The sequence below is a fragment of the Psychrobacter sp. 78a-MNA-CIBAN-0178 genome (assembly GCF_040309625.1).
Classification (GTDB): Bacteria; Pseudomonadota; Gammaproteobacteria; order Pseudomonadales; family Moraxellaceae; genus Psychrobacter; species Psychrobacter okhotskensis.
This window is the reverse complement of record NZ_JBEOOZ010000013.1, coordinates 35,562-53,696: the sequence shown is the minus strand read 5'-3', so window position 1 is coordinate 53,696 and position 18,135 is coordinate 35,562. Positions and strand designations below refer to the sequence as shown.

The following is an 18,135-nucleotide window of genomic DNA, read 5'->3' as shown; positions in this document are numbered from 1 at the left end:
GGAAAACAGCGCAGATAATATCGAGATATTGATTAGCTATTTCACGCTTTTATTTTTTAATAAATTTCACCTATTGGTTTTTTAATTATTAACACTATGATTTAAAAGAATAAAATAATTATTAACTTTTATTTTTGTCTGACAAATAATTTTGTCAACTGACTAGCAAAGTGTTTTCTTTTGGGTATATGATTAGTGAGTATTTGTACACTAAAAGCAACAATAGCAATTTATTGAGCGTTTAAAGCAGGCTAGATAAATGGATTATCAGCGCCTTAAATCGTAAAAACTAACCATGGATGGTGAAAACAATGAATATATTGATTAGAAATCAGCGAGCGCCCACGCTCACGCTACTCACAATGGCCGTGTCCTTAGCGTTATTCGGCTGCTCGGATAATGACAATAGCTTTAACGATGACGATATCGATACCCCTGCCGCGACATATGAGGCCGATATTCAGCGTACCCAGTTTGGTATCCCCCATATTACTGCCAAGGATTATAAGGGGCTGGGTTATGGTGTCGGCTATGCTTTCGCTGAAGATAATATCTGCTCGCTCGCACATGAAATCGTAGTGGTCAGAGCATGCTGTATTTGGGCGATGAAGGCAATATGGCCAGCGATGTATTTTATACCTGGTATAACTCTCCAGAGAGGCGCAGCAGTTTTTTAGCGGCGCAAGATCCAGAGGTTATCGATGCTGTAACAGGCTATGCGGCAGGTTATAGTCGCTATCTGCGTGATACAGGCGTTGACAATATTGATCCCGATTGTGCGGGTGCCGAGTGGGTACGCGAAATCGATATCAATGATCTGCTCACACTTTATGGCAAAGCCAATCTACGCGGTGGGCTTTCTAACTTCGTCGGCGCGATTGTGGCCGCGACACCGCCGGTAGAAAATAGCGTAATGGGCAGCTCTAGAATGCGTAGCGCTAACATAGATCCAGTCGTAGAATCCGCGCCAAAATTCGATATGACGACGATTAATGTGATGGATGGTGGTAGTAATGCTTATGCCTTTGGTAGCGAGGTCACCGGCACTGACAGTGGCGTAATGTATGGCAATCCTCATGAGCCATGGGAAGGCGTTCAGCGGTTTTATGAGTTTCATTTAACAATGCCAGGCAAGCTTGACGTGATGGGGGTCGGTCAGCAAGGTCAACCCTTCCCTAATATTGGTTTTAATAAGGACGTCGCGTGGAGCCATACCGTCTCTACCGCCAAACGCTTCACCCTTTACCAGCTCAATCTGGTGGCTGGTGATCCGATGAAGTATATCTATAAAAACAGTGATGGTGCCCTTGAGCAGCGTGATATTGAAGCCGTTGATGTGACCATCCAGCTCCCTGATGATCAGACCCTAGTCCGACCCATATACTTATCACAATATGGACCTATGCTAGCGGCCAATACCCTTAGTGATCTTTTGCCAACGTGGGGCGCTAACAATCTGGCTTATACGATTCGCGATGCCGCTTCAGAAAATCCACGTGCGTTAAATCAATGGCGCAGTATGAACCAAGCCACTAGTGTAGAAGATCTGGTCGATAGAATGCAGGACACCCTTGGTCTTGGGTTCGTCAATACCATCGCGACTGACCGTTACGGCAAGGCGCTCTATGCTGATATCTCAACCGTGCCGCATGTGACTAAAGAGCAGCTAGAAGCCTGTAGTGCCAATGCAGGGCCTTTCCTTGGGGCTTTGGTCGCAGCAGACTTGCCAGCACTAAACGGTAGCGATGCTGCCTGCGAATGGGGCACTGATGCGGACTCGCCACAAGCGGGTATTTTTGGTCGCTCAAACTTGCCATTTTTGATTCGTGATGACTATGTCGAAAACTCAAATGACAGCTACTGGTTGAGCAATCCTGAGGAGCCATTGACCGGATTCTCGCCATTATTACGTCGGCGTTTAGTACCTTTCTTAGGGCCTAATCCCGTAGATGGCGTTCCCCTACTGATGCGTACTCGCATGGGACTTACTCAAATATTGGATCGACTAAGCAATAAAGACGAGCTTGGCGGCAATACTTTTAATCTGGAAAATATGCAAGAAGTCGTCTATGGCAACCGTAGCTACGTGGCGGAGCTGGTACTCGATGATGTATTGGCTGATTGTAATGACAACGCTATGTTACCGCTATCCACTGGCGGCAGTATCGATGCCACGCAAGCCTGTACGGTTTTAAGCAACTGGGACCGCCGTGACAACCTTGATAGCAAAGGCGCACACGTCTTTAGAGAGTTTTGGAACAATGTCAACTTCACCGAAACCACTGACGCCGCATTTGAGGTCAAATTCGACGTCAACGACCCCGTCAATACGCCACGTGATCTCATCATTAATGACAATACGCGTACCGCTTTGGGTGATGCGATTGCTTACTTTAATAGCAAAAACATAGCCCTCGATGCAAGTTTGGCTGATTTGCAGTACGTGATTGATGCCGGTAAGAATAACGAAAAAATCTCTATGCATGGCGGACTTGGTCGTGAAGGGGCTTTCAATGTCGCACAGTCTCGAGGTAGAGAAATCATTAGAAATGGCGTTAAGACGACAACCACAACAAACAGTGACGGTACTTACGGCCCCATTATTAATGGCCCCACCTATATGCAGACAGTGACCTTTGATGACAAAGGACCGATCGTAGAAGCGTTATTAGCGTACTCACAATCAGCAGATAGCACGCGGCCTTATCACCGTGATCAGACGCGTCGCTACTCTGCCAAAGATTGGATTCGTGTCCCCTTTAGTGCTGGCGAGATATCCGCGCAAGCAGTTGGTGATAAGATTGAATTAAGAGAATAATCTGAGGATCATTTGCAGTAACTATCGGTAAACGTATACACAAGACCTCAGATAAATTCTGGGGTTTTTTGCTAATATTATTCGGGGGTATGTTTTCAGTTCAATCTATAATCATCTAAATATATAGTCAAAACATCCTAAAAACGCGACGGTATTGCTGATATCAATTTTTTGTAGCCTCTGTCTACACAGGCACAGCAAGCAAGAAAAATGGATGTCAGCAGTGCCTGATGTATCGATATTACTTTTCATTCACTGTAGCCATCTAAATGAAGATATTCCTTAAAAGAAACTACGCTAGGATTATTTATTACCAATATTAATTACAGCCATTATCTGCAACAACTTGGGTTTACAGCATCAGAGATTGATCAGCCAATCATACCCGACTTAGAACACCTAAAACGCCTACAGCTTACGCATTTAACCCAGTTTCCGTTTCAAAGTTTAACCACCCTTGTAGACCGACCCGTTGATTTAGAAGACCGCTCAATCTATGACAAGCTCATTGAGCGCCGTGCTGGCGGATACTGTTATGAGCTTAATGGCTTATTTTTGGCGCTGCTGCGCCACTTGGGTTATGAGGCGAGAATCATTACTGGGGTAGTGACCATCAACAATCAGCTTGAGAGGCACAATGCTCGCACGCACATGGCCATTATGGTGAGCATCGATGGCCAAAACTATTTGGTTGATGTGGGTTATGGTGGCCTAGTGCCCAGCGCGCCGTTGCTGTTCACTTATAACCAAGAAGACACTAATCAAAAAAATAACGACAGTCAAAATGCTTCGCAGATACAAACCACACCGCATGGTCGTTATAAAATCATCAAAGACAACAGTTTTGAAAATCAAATCGAAAATCCCATATTGCCACATGCCCAAGTAAACTATGAACGCTACCTCTTATGTTGTGAGGTTAAGTCAGAATGGCAGATGCTCTACGTCTTTGACTTATTACCACAAATTAAAATAGATATGGTGGTCGGCAGTTGGTATATCTCCACTTACCCTAACTCCCCTTTTAAACGCAGACTTATGGCTTCAAGGCTTGATAATGACGGCGTAAGGCATACTCTATTGAACCATAAATATCAGCGACATCAAGTGGGCAAACCCAGTAAAAGTAGCATTTTGACAAGCGTAGACGAAGTATTAATGCAGCTAAAACAGGTATTTTTGATAGATATCGCTGACGAGTTAACAGCCAGTGAGCGGCAGAAACTAACGGTCTTTTTAGAAAACAATGAATAGACAACAACGAAATCTTAAGAAGATTAACAAGGGTCAAACACCCTACTGTTCACAAGGATTTGCTATACTAGCGTCTATCTATTTAGACATAAATATGGCTGTGCACTTTGTGATAAATAAACAGCAATATATATGGTCAACACGAGGAATGCCGCATGACAGAATATACCGAACCAAACACTGAGCAACCTTATAATCGTGCCGGAGAGCAGCCGACGACCACACGCCCTGTTATGCAGCCAGACAACCCTTATGCCAGTACGCGCGGCAGTATTATGACCAAGCAGCTACCTGCATTTGATGAAGCGATTATTAATAAATACAATCGTTCAGGGCCTCGTTACACCTCTTATCCGACTGCTTTAGAGTTCTCCCCAATCCCTGATGACTTAGAAATAAAAATTCTGCAGAATCGTGAAGCGCGCGCGCCATTATCGCTCTATTTTCATATTCCATTCTGTCGCCATCTTTGCTATTACTGTGCTTGCAATAAAATTATCACTAAAAAAAACAGCGACTCCGGCGATTATCTGCAATATCTCATCGCGGAAATTAAGCACAAACGACACTTATTGACCACGCCAGAGGGCAGCAGTAAACCACTCGTTAAGCAGCTGCACTTAGGTGGTGGTACGCCGACATTTTTACGTGATGAAGAGATGAGTCAACTTTGGGCATTTTTGCAGACCCAATTTGAATTCTTACCTGAAGATGAAGGCGACTATTCTATTGAAATTGACCCGCGCGAGCTGGGTGATGACACCTTAAAAACGCTACGCAATCTTGGTTTTAATCGCATCAGCTTAGGGGTGCAAGACTTGGACGAAACGGTACAAATCGCCGTCAATCGCATGCATTCGGCAGAAATGATCGAAAATGTGCTCACTGAAGCGCGCGAGCTTGGTTTTCATTCTATCAATGTGGATCTGATTTATGGCCTACCGCATCAAACGCCTGCGACCTTGGATAAAACCGTACGCCGCATCATCGAGATGTCACCAGATCGTCTGTCAGTCTTTAACTACGCGCATCTGCCAGAACGCTTTAAGGCCCAGCGTCAAATCAAAGAAGCAGACCTGCCAGAGCCGGCGGCTAAGCTTGCGATGCTCGGCAATACCATCAATACGCTGACCGAGGCGGGCTATCAATATATCGGTATTGATCACTTTGCTAAGCCTGATGACGAGTTAGCCATAGCGCAGCGCGAGGGCAACCTACATCGTAACTTTCAAGGCTACACCATCATGGGTGACTGCGACTTGATAGGCTTTGGCGTCTCATCCATCAGTCAAATTGCCAACGCCAATACCCGTTACATTTTGCAAAATGAGACAGACTTACAAGCATATCAAGCCAATATCGATGCGGCAAAAAGCAATCTTGCTGTCATGCCAGCAGTAAAAGTTATCAAGACATCGATTAAAGATCGCTTGCGTGAATATGTGATTATGAAGCTACTCTGTCATGACTATATCGACTTTAAAGACGTGAATCAGAAATTCGGTATCGATGCGATTACTTACTTCATTGATGAGATTCAGCAATTGGGTGAGATGCAAGACGATAAGCTCGTCGATATGGATGCTGCTGGAATTCGAGTCTTACCAAAAGGTCGCCTGCTTGGTCGCAACGTCGCGATGGTGTTTGATGAGTATCTGACAAATAAGCAGCAAAATCGCTTTTCTAAAGTTATCTAACTAGACTGGTTTTTGAGTTGATTATGAGCAATAAAAAAGACCTCAAGCGAGGTCTTTTTTTGGTTTAGCATAAAGGCTGTTAACTACCAAGCTTAAGTTTGAATGATATGATTCATAATTTAAGCACTAAACCTTAAGCTTATCGCCTACCATCCCTTTGACTGTACTGAGGATGTCAGCCGGTAATACCACCATTTTTGCATTGTCAGATTCAGCTAACTGACGAATCGACTTGATATATTGCTCACCGAGTAAATAGACAATTGGCATCTCTTCTGTGCCCATTGCCGCGGTAATCAAACGAATCGACTCCTCTGACCCTTTTGCCAGTACTACCTGCGCTTCAGCATCACGGCGTGAGGCTTCTAGGCGACCGTCTGCCTCTAGGATAGCGGCTTGCTTTTGACCATCAGCACGGGTCACTGTCGCACGACGTAGGCGCTCTGCCGCCGCTTGCTCTTCCATTGACGCTTGCATGGTTTGCGATGGGTTAATATCTTGAATCTCTACGGTTTTTAGGGTGATACCCCAATCTGCAATATCTTCTGAGATGGCATGCTTTAGCTTGGTTTTGATTTCATCACGGCTAGATAATGCACTATCCAAATCCATCTCACCGATGATGGAACGCAAAGACGTCTGCACCAAATTACGAATACCATATTCATAATCTTCGATACCATATACTGCCTTATCAGGGCGCACAATATTAATATAAGCGACAGCATTCGCGATAATAACCACGTTATCGCGCGTGATAACTTCTTGAGACGGAATATCGAGCACGATATCTTTGGTGGTCACCTTATAAGCCACATCATCAACGTAAGGAATAATGAGGTTTAGCCCAGGTTCTAGCGTTTGACTATATTTACCGAGGCGCTGCACGACCCACTTATAACCCTGCGGTACGATCCGCACGCCTTTAAATACGGTAAACACTACCAGCGCGATCAAAACGATCATGACAATACTGAAACTTTCCATATTCCACCTCTATCATTATATTTGCTTAATTATTATATTTACATACTCTTAGGTATCGCTGCCTGCGACTTCATACTACTGACAACCAATTCATTACCAACGATATCGGTCACGATTACCCGATCACCGACGGCCACTTGTTCTCCTTGCGTGCGGCACATCCATTCAGCGGCCCCAACGATAGGCACACTAAACCGTACCATGCCCGCTCTCTCAGGCTGCGGTGGCACGATAATCATACCGGTCTCACCGATAATAACGCTGCCACCCAATCCCGCTTTGGTACGATCTACTGATAAAGGTTTAATAAATTTAAACCATGCCAATAAAAACACCGCAGAAAGTATCAGCCAAATCACAATCTGGATAGTTAACGAAATGGGTAATAGCCACGACAGTGCCGCCACGATGATAGCAGCAGCGCCGAACCAAAGGCTGGCAAATGTCGGAACAAACATCTCGACAATCAGCAGCACAAAACCCAATACCAGCCAATGCCACGGTTCAATCATCCAGAGAGTCTCCATCATTGATATATTCCCTGTCTTTGTCATTCTAGCTTTCAATGTAGCACATTTCTAGCGTGATAATGCCTTAAAAATCATTAATATACTGCTACCGCTTCCCTGAGTAGAAACAAAAGCTCAATAAGTGCTCATGAAAGCCTGAAACAAAAAAAACGACCACATATGTGATCGTTTTTTATTCTATAATTGACTAGCAAGCATTTAGAATTTTAGATGTGCACCAACTGTCATAAGATCTGCATCGCTACCTAACTTATCATATTCAGCTTCTACGCTAAAGTTAGGGTTGACTGAATAACCAAGACCGACACCACCAGCAAGACTCGTATCACTTTCTGAGTAAGTCTCAGTTCTGATTTCAGTGTTACCAACATTGCGGGTAAAGTCACCCTCTATCTCAGTTTTAGCAACCCCTAATTTACCTTTGGCATATAGGCCCGTATTTGGGAACTGATAACGGTAAGTACCGTACGCACCGTAGCTTTTAGCATCGATATCACCGCCACGGTAGTCAGCGTCATCTGAGCCGACATACTCGGCTTCGATACCGAAGTTAGGATCAAAGTTGTACCCACCGTACACACCATAAGCGGTTGGATCATCAGCGCCATCGACGTCTAGGTCAAACTGACCGACTTTGACACCTACGTATGGTTGACCAGCATAGTTGATGGCTGCTTGCGCACTAATACTCATTAAAGAACCAACTGATAATGCGATCAAAGCTTTTTGTAAAGTATTCATCTGTCTTCCTATTAAATAAAACTAAAATGTAGCCTGAGTGGACATAACAGAGCACATAAGTGAGCTGAACTATTGTTGAATTCGCGATTCTAGCAGAAGATTATTTTTAATGCATTCTTTTTTAGTGACTTCAACCGTATTTTTTTCGTACAAAAAAAACGACCGCCAAAGCGATCGTTTTTTATTCTATAATTGACTAGCAAGTATTTAGAATTTTAGATGTGCACCAACTGTCATAAGATCTGCATCGCTACCTAACTTATCATATTCAGCTTCTACGCTAAAGTTAGGGTTGACTGAATAACCAAGACCGACACCACCAGCAAGACTCGTATCACTTTCTGAGTAAGTCTCAGTTCTGATTTCAGTGTTACCAACATTGCGGGTAAAGTCACCCTCTATCTCAGTTTTAGCAACCCCTAATTTACCTTTGGCATATAGGCCCGTATTTGGGAACTGGTAACGGTAAGTACCGTACGCACCGTAGCTTTTAGCATCGATATCACCGCCACGGTAGTCAGCGTCATCTGAGCCGACATACTCTGCTTCGATACCGAAGTTAGGATCAAAGTTGTACCCACCGTACACACCATAAGCGGTTGGATCATCAGCGCCATCGACGTCTAGGTCAAACTGACCGACTTTAACACCTACGTATGGTTGACCAGTATAACCATTGCCATAAGAGACGGCGGCTTGTGCACCCATGCTTACTAAAGAACCAGCGGCTAGTGCGAGTAATGTTTTTTGTAGAATTTTCATTGTATTCTCCTAAGATTTTTTTATTAATTGCTTTTATATGGATTGTGATGGTAAGAGACGACCATAAGAATAGCTATCTCTTATTTTTATAATGAATCAGCCATCTGCCCGATGGCTTAAAACTTTATAACTTTAAACTTTGTGAATTAGAACTTTAGATGTGCACCAACGGTTAGCAACTTGGCATCAACATCGCTGTCCATCATCGCGTATTCAGCTTCGATACCGAAGTCAGGGTTTACTGAGTAGCCTAGACCGACACCGCCAGCGATACCTGTGTCACTTGTAGAGTTTGACACTCTCACTGGACCAGCAGTATAGTCACCTTCTACTTCAGTTTTGGCGACACCGAGTTTACCTTTGGCATAGAGGCCTGTGTTTGGAAACTGATAACGGTAAGTACCGTATGCGCCGTAAGTCTTGGCATCAAGGTCGCCATTGCGGTAATCAGCATCATCTGAGCCGATATATTCTGCTTCAATACCAAAGTTAGGATCGAAGTTATAACCACCGTATACACCATAAGCAGTTGGGTCATCAGCATTGTCAACGTCTAAGTCAAACTGACCGACTTTAACACCTACATACGGTTGACCAGTATAACCGTTGCCATAAGAAACGGCTGCTTGTGCACTGACCGTTAATAAAGAACCAGCTGCTAGTGCAAATAGAGTTTTTTGTAGAGTTTTCATTATTAGCTCCTTCAACTTATGTGGACAAACAAGTTATTTATTTATAGTGGGCGTTTTTAGCCATATCGCCTTGTTTGCTAACGATGGGTATATAGTAACAAAGTATTTCATACAGTCTGTCTGTGTTTGATGGCATCCGGGTTAAGATTTGCAAGCGTTTATCAGCCTATGGGTTACAAACACCGAGATATGAAACTTTTTGTTACAAGTAGCCAATTTGTGCAATACTTCCTACTCATCAAGCACTCTATTCATGCCAAAAAGCCAAAAATAAAAGAAGGAATATTTCAATATGGCAAGTTCTATAGTGGCGCAGCTGCACGAATCATTGATCCATTTGAAGTCCCAGCAGCAATATCGTTGTTTGCCAAGCCTAGAACATCAAGGGCGCTATGTCGTCAGCCAAGGCAAGACACTGCTGAACATTGCCAGTAACGACTACTTAGGCTTGGGTGGTGATACTGAGCTGCAAACTGAGCTCCTTGAGCAGATACAACAGTTACCAGTGGTGAAGCGACCTAAGATGAGTGCGACTTCCTCGCGGCTGCTCACAGGCAACGATACCCAGCTGCAAGCACTGGAATGCGAGCTGCAGGAATGGTATCAAGCCGCTGCATGCAGACAGGATATATCTGCCTCAGAACCAGAATCATACTCAAAGTCAGTATTGGTATTTAACAGTGGTTATCATGCCAATATTGGCATTTTGCCAGCTCTAACGACGTTACCAGTCAAGACGCTGATTTTGGCTGACAAACTGGTTCATGCCAGTATTATCGATGGCATGCGTCTGAGCCAAAGCAAGCTGGTCACCTATCGTCGCTATCGTCACAATGACTATGAGCATCTGGCTACATTTATCGACCAAGCAGATCCAAGTGTTGAGCGTATTATTGTGGTCACTGAGAGTGTCTTTAGTATGGATGGTGACCGCGCTGACTTACAGCAATTGGTACAACTAAAAGCCGCAGACAGCCGCATTGAGTTGTATGTCGATGAGGCACATGCCATTGGTGTCTTAGGAGATACCGGATTGGGGCTCGCAGAAGAAACACAGACGTTGGCGGATATTGATTACTTGGTGGGGATGTTTGGGAAAGCCTTCGCCTCAGTTGGCGCTTATATCATGTGCGATGACATCGTCAAGCAATGGCTTATTAATACCATGCGTCCGCTGATTTTTAGCACTGCCCTACCACCTATCAATCACGCCTGGACCCGCTTTATTTTAGCAAAAATGCCAAACCTCATGGACCAACGTGCTCACTTGGCTCAGATCTCTGTAAAGCTCAGTCAAGCCATTGCACAACGACATCACACCTCGCCAATCACTCAACATATCCGCTACGACTCACCCATTATCCCCTATATACTGGGCGATAATGAACGTGCTATTGCCAAAGCGCAACAATTACAAGCAGCAGGGTTTTACGCGCTGCCCATCAGACCACCTACCGTTCCTGCGAACACCGCTCGTATTCGCTTGGTCATGAATGCCAAACTAACCAACGAAGACTGCGAGCAGTTGATAGAACAATTATAAGTCTGTCATCTAACCGAGATGTCAGTCCTACTATCGACCGATAATGGACTTACTTGGATGTAATAAGCCGTATGAAAACACTCGACATACCTAACGACCTCAGTGCTAGGAAACAAATCATCGCTCGCCATTTTGCCAGTGCCAGCGACTATGACCAGCATGCCAATATTCAGCAGCAAGCCTGTCAATACTTATTAGCTAATATCGCCCATATGCAGCAAGACAGTGTGTTAGAAGTGGGAGCAGGCACTGGTCAAATGACACGCCTACTAGCAGCCCATGTGCAAAGCCAGCGTTGGCTGATCAATGAGCTGTGCACTGAACAGGCTGCTACCTTGCAATCAATTTTACCAACTGCCGATATAGCGATTGGCGATGCTGAAACTATGGAGTTGGAAGAAAAGCATAGCTTGATAATCAGTGCCAATGCAGTGCAGTGGTTTGATAATCCGTTGAATTTTGTCACGCAATCAGCACACCGTCTACAGACTTCAGGTCAACTACTCTTCAGCACCTTTACGCCCAATAATTTTTTGCAAATTAAAGCGCTAACGGGTCAAGGCCTTGATTACCCAGATATCACTGAATGGCAGTCAGTATTAACGAATGCTGGCTTTGAGCATATCGAGCTTTCAATTGAGCGTTTCGACTTACCATTTATCAGCCCTTATGCTGTGTTGAAGCATATGAAACTTACGGGTGTGTCGACCAGCCAGACACAAGTACAATCAAACAGTACCCAGCCCTTTATGTGGACAAAGGCGGGTCTGCAACAGTTTGAGTCAGAGTATTGGCAGCATTTTTCTGCAAAAAACGAAGATGGCCAGCCTTGTGTTAATTTGACTTATGAAGTACTGACCGTGAGTGCTTTTAAACCCTAAATAAGCCATATAGTGAGTGAAAAGTAATATCGAACCATCACGCACTGCTGATATATATTTTTCTTGCTTGCTGTGCCTGCGCAGACAGAGGCGACAAAAAATTTATATCAGCAATGCCGTCACGTTTTTAGGATGTTTTGACTATTAGTACTAACAGAAATCATAGCCATAAAAAAACGCACCCCGAAGAATGCGTTTTTTGTTTTAACTGCGTTTAGTTACTAAATCACAATTATTTCTTATCTTCGTCTACTTCAGTAAACTCAGCATCGACTACGTCATCGTCGGCTTGGCTGCTATCTGCTGCACCGTCAGCACCTTGTTGGAACTGGCTTGGATCCATACCTTCGGCGCCAGCGCCTGCATCAGCATAAATCTTCTGACTGACTGGTAAGAAAGCATTGTCTAACGCTTCAAGCTTGGCTTTGATGTCATCATGGTCGTCTTCTTTTGCCGCTGCTTCAAGCTCAGTGATAGCCGTTTCTACTGTTGATTTTTCTTCATCAGTGACCTTATCTGCGGCTTCTTTCAGTGCTTTTTGTACAGCATGAATGCGGCCATCTGCTTCGTTACGAACTTGGGCAAGGTTAGCGAATTTCTCATCTTCAGCAGCATTGGCTTCAGCATCACGAACCATTTGTTCAACTTCTTCGTCCGACAAGCCAGAATCCGCTTTGATTTGGATACTTTGTGCTTTACCAGTACCTTTGTCCGTTGCTGAGATGTTCATGATACCGTCAGCGTTGATGTCAAAAGACACTTCAATTTGTGGTAGACCACGTGGTGCTGGTGGAATGTCCGTCAAGTCAAAACGACCAAGCTGTTTATTTTGGTTAGCGATTTTGCGCTCACCTTGATACACCTGAATGGTTACTGCTGGCTGGTTGTCTTCAGCCGTTGAGAATACCTGTGATTTCTTAGTCGGAATCATGGTGTTTTTCTCGATCACTGGCGTCATCACACCACCCATTGTTTCGATACCAAGGGTCAATGGTGTTACATCAAGTAGCAATACGTCCGTTTTTTCACCAGACAATACCGCGCCTTGAATGGCCGCACCAGCAGCAACTGCTTCGTCAGGGTTCACATCTTTACGTGGCTCTTGACCGAAGAACTCTTGTACTTTTTGTTGTACTAGCGGCATACGAGTCTGACCACCAACTAAGATGACGTCATCGATATCGCCAATTTTTAGGCCAGCATCTTCAAGGGCAATTTTACAAGGACCCATGGTGCGTTGTACTAGCGCTTCCGTCAAGCTCTCAAGTTTTGAGCGGCTGATAGTCACGACCAAATGCTTAGGACCACTGCTATCAGCAGTGATGTACGGCAAGTTTACTTCCGTGCTTTGAGCACTTGATAGCTCGATTTTTGCTTTTTCTGCGGCTTCTTTTAGACGCTGCATCGCAAGAGAGTCACCTTTTAGGTTGACGTCTTGGTCTTTTTTGAACTCGTCTACTAAGAAGTCAATCAATGCTGAGTCAAAGTCTTCACCACCAAGGAATGTATCACCGTTGGTTGCTAGTACTTCAAACTGCTGCTCGCCATCGACATCAGCGATTTCGATGATTGATACGTCAAAAGTACCACCACCTAAGTCATATACAGCAACCGTACTGTCGCCTTGCTTTTTGTCCATGCCATAAGCAAGGGCCGCTGCTGTTGGCTCGTTGATGATACGTTTTACATCAAGACCGGCAATTTTACCCGCATCTTTGGTTGCTTGACGCTGTGAATCATTGAAGTAAGCCGGTACCGTTACTACTGCTTCAGTCACGCTTTCACCAAGATAGTCTTCAGCTGTTTTTTTCATTTTTTTCAAGATTTCAGCAGAAACCTGTGGTGGCGCTAGTTTTTTGCCGTTGACTTCTACCCATGCATCACCGTTGTCTGCTTTGGCGATTTTGTAAGGCACCATGCCGATGTCTTTTTGCACGACTTTGTCATCAAAACGACGACCAATCAGACGCTTAATCGCAAACAAAGTATTGTTTGGGTTGGTGACGGCTTGACGCTTGGCTGACTGACCAACGAGAATTTCGTCATCCTTATAGGCGACGATCGATGGTGTAGTACGAGTACCTTCAGCATTTTCGATGACTTTAACCTTGTCACCTTCCATCACTGCCACACATGAGTTGGTTGTACCTAAATCAATACCAATTACTTTACCCATAATCAATTGCTCCTAATTTGTTTTTAAATATAAATGTTTGTATTGCTAACCGTATGGGTTGCCTGCACTTATTCAGCCATGCTGTATGAACCATACGGAACTTTACATATCAAACCTTTGCATATCAGACCATAGTCGGTCACTTGTTGCTTTATATCGGTTTGACCGTACATTTTTTCAAGTCAATAACCACGCAAACACAGTCTTTTGTGTGATTTTTTGTCAAAACCCTTAATTTAAGTAAGGTTTAACCATTTAAAATCAAGTGCTAAGTCCTATTGACCGACACGAACCATCGCAGGACGCAAGAGGCGGCCATTCAAGCTATAACCTTTTTGCAGTACTGTACCGACGGTATCCGCTTCAGCGTCTGGGTCGATGCCTACCGCTTCATGAAAATCAGCGTTGAACTTTTCACCTTGTGGTTCAACCACTTCTACGCCGTTTTTATTCAAGACAGCGACCAATGCTTTGTGAGTCAGTTGCACCCCTTCGGCGACTGGATCATTTGCATTCGCACTTTCGATAGCACGCTCTAAGTTATCAACGATTTCTAACAACTCTTTGGCAAATTTTTGTAGGGCGAATTTTTTACTTTTATCCGCTTCTTGTTCCATACGTTTTTGCGCATTATAGGCTTCAGCGTTGGCACGGGCGGTACCTTCTTTGGCCTGCTTAACCTCGCCTTCTAACTCAGCGATACGCGCTTTAAAGGTGTCGATATCGATGTCATTTTCGATCGTCTCATTGGCATCAGCGTCTGAGTTGTTTTTTGGATCAAATTCTTTCATGGTTTCTTCTAAAATACTCTCAGCGTGCTCAATATTGTCATGCGACACATTGTGCTCAGGGGATTCGTGATTGTTATTCTGCTCGCTCATGGTAGCTCCTTAGGATTATTAATAATAAAGGTTGGTTTTAAGGCACGTTAAACTGACCAAACACTGGTCATTGTGCTGTTATTAATGGCCTAACTGTTTTCGTTCATTCTTTTTGTAAATGCGCTTCAATAGCTGCTTGATAAAGGTGATGAGCATAAATTTCAAGCCTAACCTAAGGAATTTTTTGTTTTAGCAGGATAAATCATTGCAAGGCGTAGGGATTATCGTCACTAACACTATAAAAAGCACTCAACGTTAAGATAAATGACGGGTACAAATGATGATGTTTTTGTCACCGAGCCACGCTTAACTTTATGGTGACCAGCTTTTAAGATAGATTGGAATGTAGGGTCTGTTGAACACTCAAATGTGGCACTGGCAGTGGCTATTTTTTAGACAATACGCAGTGAAATTTTTGACGCCTAGTCATTCCAGGTTAGATAATTTCGCCATGTATTGGCAAAAAATAGCCCTGCCCCAAAGGGCTGATGCTAAAACCACCCCAAACGTTGTTGTAAACCTAGCTAAGGTCTCGACATTCTCGTCGGTTTACGCCTAGTTTGATGCGATTTTAGCGATCAGCAGTCCTAATATTTGAATATTCAACAGACCCTCATATAAATCTTATGATTAACTGCTATATTAATCGTTCACTTATAAAGCCGATTAACTTTGTTTAAACATCGATTACAAGAGAGGGTTTATGCCTATTTTACCAGTGCCATCGCTCAATGCTTTATTGACAAAAACGCTTAAGACCGTCAAAACAACAGCCGCTAAAAATGCGCACCAGCATCATGTTTTGCACCATACGCTAAAAGGGTTGGATAATCTGCCAACGCCGCTACTCGAACGAGTTAATCACCAATTAAAAGCGTCTACAGCGGAGCAATATCCCCTCGCTGACGCCCATCTGCGCCTGATACTTGCGGTCAGTAATAAGCTCAAGCGCCCATTAGCACTGGATAAGCTACCCAACCTACGGCAGAAATTTGGTACAGATGCGGTGTCGTTGCAAGCGCCTAGCGTTTGGCAACAAAATGCGAATGTCTCAGGAAATTCAGAGAACGCCGTCAGCTGGCAAGATAGAACCATTGCCAACGCTGACGGTGGTGACATGACCGTGCGCTGCTACCAGCAGACGAAGCAGAATAATGAGAGAAAAAGTGCGGATGAAGTCGCCATGCTGTTTTTTCATGGCGGCGGATTTTGTATTGGTGATATCGACACGCATCATGAGTTTTGTCATACGGTCTGCGCCCAAAATGGCTGGGCAGTCGTGAGCGTCGACTACCGCATGGCACCTGAATATCCAGCGCCAACAGCCCTTAAAGACTGTCTGTCGGCGTATGCTTGGTTGGCTAAACATTCTCAGTCACTTGGTGCATTGCCATCGCGCATCGTATTGTCTGGTGATAGTGCGGGTGGTTGCTTGGCAGCACTGGTGGCGCAGCAGGTTATTAAGCCTATCGATGCACTATGGCAAGATAATAATCAAACTGCTGAGACTGATAAAAAAGCCAATGATACTTTTAAAAATTCACTGGCTGATTTGCCGCGACCTTTAGCTCAATTGCCGCTCTACCCTGTCACTGATTATGAGGCTGAATATCCGAGTTGGGAGCTTTATAGTGAAGGCTTGCTGCTCGATCACAACGATGCAAACGTCTTTAATACTGCCTACACTCAGCATAGTGGTCTAGCGCAGTCTCACCCGCTTATCTCAGTCATGCACGGTGACAATGCGCACCTGTGTCCCAGCTATGTCGTCGTTGCGGAATTAGATATCTTGCGAGATGAAGGGCTGGCTTATGCTGAGCTTTTGCAAAAAGAAGGCGTTAAGGTAGAAACTTATACAGTGCTAGGCGCACCGCATGGTTTTATTAACTTGATGAGTGTCCATCAAGGTCTTGGCAATCAGACAAGCTATATTATCAAGGCGTTTGCTTGTTTTGTGCAAGACCTACTGACCAGTGAGGGTGATGAGCCAAATCTCTGAGCGCGAGCCCAGTCGAAACGGAATGCCCCAAAAGCCGTAACCAGATGACACCACAAAGTGACTGTCATTGATAACCTCATAGCCATAACCCAAGCGGTTGATGGCACTGACAATGAAGTTGGCGGGGAATATCTGACCGTTATGGGTATGCCCAGAGAGCTGCAAATCAATCGGCATTTGGCTGTGCTCAGCAATATCACTTGGTCTGTGGTCTAACAATATCAGCGGCTCAGCGCTATTGACCTGCGCCAGTAGCTCAGTCGTCGGGACGCGCTGACGCTTATGATTGTCGAAGCGTCCCATCAGCCAAAACGCTTGCCCTTGGTGCGTGAGGCGTATGACTTCGTCATTTAATAACTGCACGCCAGCAGTACGCAACGCTTGGACAATTGGCTGCTCGTGCCCGTACAAATCATGATTGCCTAAAGTTGCATAGACCCCATACGGCAGGCTTTTGCATAACTCAGCCAAGTTTTCTGCCATTTTATATGTGGTAAATGCCTGTATATTGTCATCCATGATATCGCCTGGCATCAGCAATATGTCTGCTTTATGCTGCACAATAAGACGATGCAGCCTATCTATTGCGCCAATCCCAAACAATCTCCCGATATGCAAATCGCTAGCGACCGCAATACGTAGCGGCTTGACCAAAGGCTTATCAATATCAATAGATAACTCACGCACCACAGGCGCATAAGCGCTGTATAGAGCATAAACAAATAACCCGATAAATACTGCCAATGCCAATATGCGCAACCCAAAATCGACGGTAGCCGATGTAGCCAGCACATCACCGGTTAGCAATGTGATTAGCCAATAGCCACCATAAAATAAGCTGGTAACTAAAGCCGTCAATAGCATAAAGTGCATGGCCAACATCCAACCACTGATCCAGCGATAGCTATTGGCAAATGCTCTATTGACACTGAGTAGCAGCAAAGCATTAGTAATAACAAATATGATGACCCATACCGAAGTTTGCAAACCTGCTGTCTGCCAAGGTTGTAACCACCATTGCACGCTTAGAGCAGCGCCGACACTAAAGAGCTGCAATAGCGCAAAAATGGTAATGAAAAATGCGTAGCGCATGAAGAATCCCTGAGTATGATGGTGTCAATGCAGTATGTTTTTAGCTAACCAGACAAGCAAAGTAGCTATTAACCAGCCTAAC

15 protein-coding genes are annotated in these 18,135 nt (G+C 44.5%); 7 read left to right on the top strand and 8 right to left on the bottom strand.

Features of this window, described 5'->3' with window-relative positions; all coding sequences use genetic code 11:
* Positions 1-311 precede the first annotated feature (311 nt).
* From AAEY80_RS09020 to hemN, 4 genes are all read left to right on the top strand, one after another.
* Entirely contained in the window at positions 312-677 is a 366-nt protein-coding gene (locus AAEY80_RS09020) for a penicillin acylase family protein (protein ID WP_265088745.1), read from the top strand.
* Positions 590-2,818 (top strand): penicillin acylase family protein, encoded by a 2,229-nt coding sequence (locus tag AAEY80_RS09015; RefSeq protein WP_350588210.1) that lies wholly within the window; start codon positions 590-592, stop codon positions 2,816-2,818. Before AAEY80_RS09020 ends, AAEY80_RS09015 begins: the two co-directional genes overlap by 88 nt.
* A 309-nt stretch (positions 2,819-3,127) precedes the next feature.
* Entirely contained in the window at positions 3,128-4,072 is a 945-nt protein-coding gene (locus AAEY80_RS09010; RefSeq protein ID WP_101211860.1) for an arylamine N-acetyltransferase family protein, read from the top strand.
* 155 nt (positions 4,073-4,227) lie between these two features.
* Positions 4,228-5,769: an oxygen-independent coproporphyrinogen III oxidase gene (hemN, locus tag AAEY80_RS09005; protein WP_227691715.1), complete on the top strand. Its 1,542-nt coding sequence runs from the start codon at positions 4,228-4,230 to the stop codon at positions 5,767-5,769.
* 126 nt (positions 5,770-5,895) lie between these two features.
* On the opposite strand, the gene AAEY80_RS09000 is transcribed toward hemN, so the two are convergent.
* The 5 genes from AAEY80_RS09000 to AAEY80_RS08980 all read right to left on the bottom strand — a co-directional run bounded on the left by AAEY80_RS09000 (position 5,896) and on the right by AAEY80_RS08980 (position 9,481).
* On the bottom strand, positions 5,896-6,756 hold the full coding sequence (locus AAEY80_RS09000) for an SPFH domain-containing protein (RefSeq protein ID WP_201566664.1): 861 nt from the start codon (positions 6,754-6,756) through the stop codon (positions 5,896-5,898).
* A 38-nt stretch (positions 6,757-6,794) separates the two neighbouring features.
* Positions 6,795-7,286 carry an NfeD family protein gene (locus AAEY80_RS08995; RefSeq protein ID WP_051395162.1) on the bottom strand — a complete coding sequence of 164 codons (492 nt, stop codon included), beginning with the start codon at positions 7,284-7,286 and terminating at the stop codon, positions 6,795-6,797.
* A gap of 198 nt (positions 7,287-7,484) precedes the next feature.
* Complete coding sequence (locus AAEY80_RS08990) at positions 7,485-8,027, bottom strand: porin family protein (protein WP_350588209.1); 543 nt, start codon at positions 8,025-8,027, stop codon at positions 7,485-7,487.
* A 207-nt stretch (positions 8,028-8,234) separates the two neighbouring features.
* Entirely contained in the window at positions 8,235-8,789 is a 555-nt protein-coding gene (locus tag AAEY80_RS08985; RefSeq protein WP_025651962.1) for a porin family protein, read from the bottom strand.
* 146 nt (positions 8,790-8,935) lie between these two features.
* A complete protein-coding gene (locus AAEY80_RS08980) occupies positions 8,936-9,481 on the bottom strand; it encodes a porin family protein (protein ID WP_025651963.1) in 546 nt (181 codons plus the stop codon).
* A gap of 292 nt (positions 9,482-9,773) precedes the next feature.
* Here AAEY80_RS08980 and AAEY80_RS08975 point away from each other — a divergent pair, with 292 nt between their 5' ends.
* Together AAEY80_RS08975 and AAEY80_RS08970 are read left to right on the top strand one after the other, a co-directional pair.
* On the top strand, positions 9,774-11,024 hold the full coding sequence (locus AAEY80_RS08975; protein ID WP_201616334.1) for an 8-amino-7-oxononanoate synthase: 1,251 nt from the start codon (positions 9,774-9,776) through the stop codon (positions 11,022-11,024).
* Between the two features lie 71 nt (positions 11,025-11,095).
* On the top strand, positions 11,096-11,905 hold the full coding sequence (locus tag AAEY80_RS08970) for a methyltransferase domain-containing protein (protein WP_350588208.1): 810 nt from the start codon (positions 11,096-11,098) through the stop codon (positions 11,903-11,905).
* 232 nt (positions 11,906-12,137) lie between these two features.
* Here the strand turns inward: AAEY80_RS08970 and dnaK are convergent, their stop codons facing one another.
* Together dnaK and grpE are read right to left on the bottom strand one after the other, a co-directional pair.
* The gene (gene dnaK, locus AAEY80_RS08965) at positions 12,138-14,081 is read right to left on the bottom strand and encodes a molecular chaperone DnaK (protein ID WP_201616339.1); all 1,944 of its coding nucleotides are present in this window, start codon (positions 14,079-14,081) and stop codon (positions 12,138-12,140) included.
* Positions 14,082-14,356: 275 nt separating this feature from the next.
* Positions 14,357-14,962: a nucleotide exchange factor GrpE gene (gene grpE / locus AAEY80_RS08960; protein ID WP_025651967.1), complete on the bottom strand. Its 606-nt coding sequence runs from the start codon at positions 14,960-14,962 to the stop codon at positions 14,357-14,359.
* A gap of 703 nt (positions 14,963-15,665) precedes the next feature.
* Between grpE and AAEY80_RS08955 the strand changes: the two genes are divergently transcribed.
* Positions 15,666-16,961, top strand: a complete 1,296-nt coding sequence (locus AAEY80_RS08955; RefSeq protein WP_201566656.1) for an alpha/beta hydrolase — start codon at positions 15,666-15,668, stop codon at positions 16,959-16,961.
* Here the strand turns inward: AAEY80_RS08955 and AAEY80_RS08950 are convergent.
* Positions 16,926-18,053 (bottom strand): metallophosphoesterase, encoded by a 1,128-nt coding sequence (locus tag AAEY80_RS08950; protein WP_025651969.1) that lies wholly within the window; start codon positions 18,051-18,053, stop codon positions 16,926-16,928. The two genes, AAEY80_RS08955 and AAEY80_RS08950, sit on opposite strands and share 36 nt — an antisense overlap.
* Positions 18,054-18,135 lie beyond the last annotated feature (82 nt).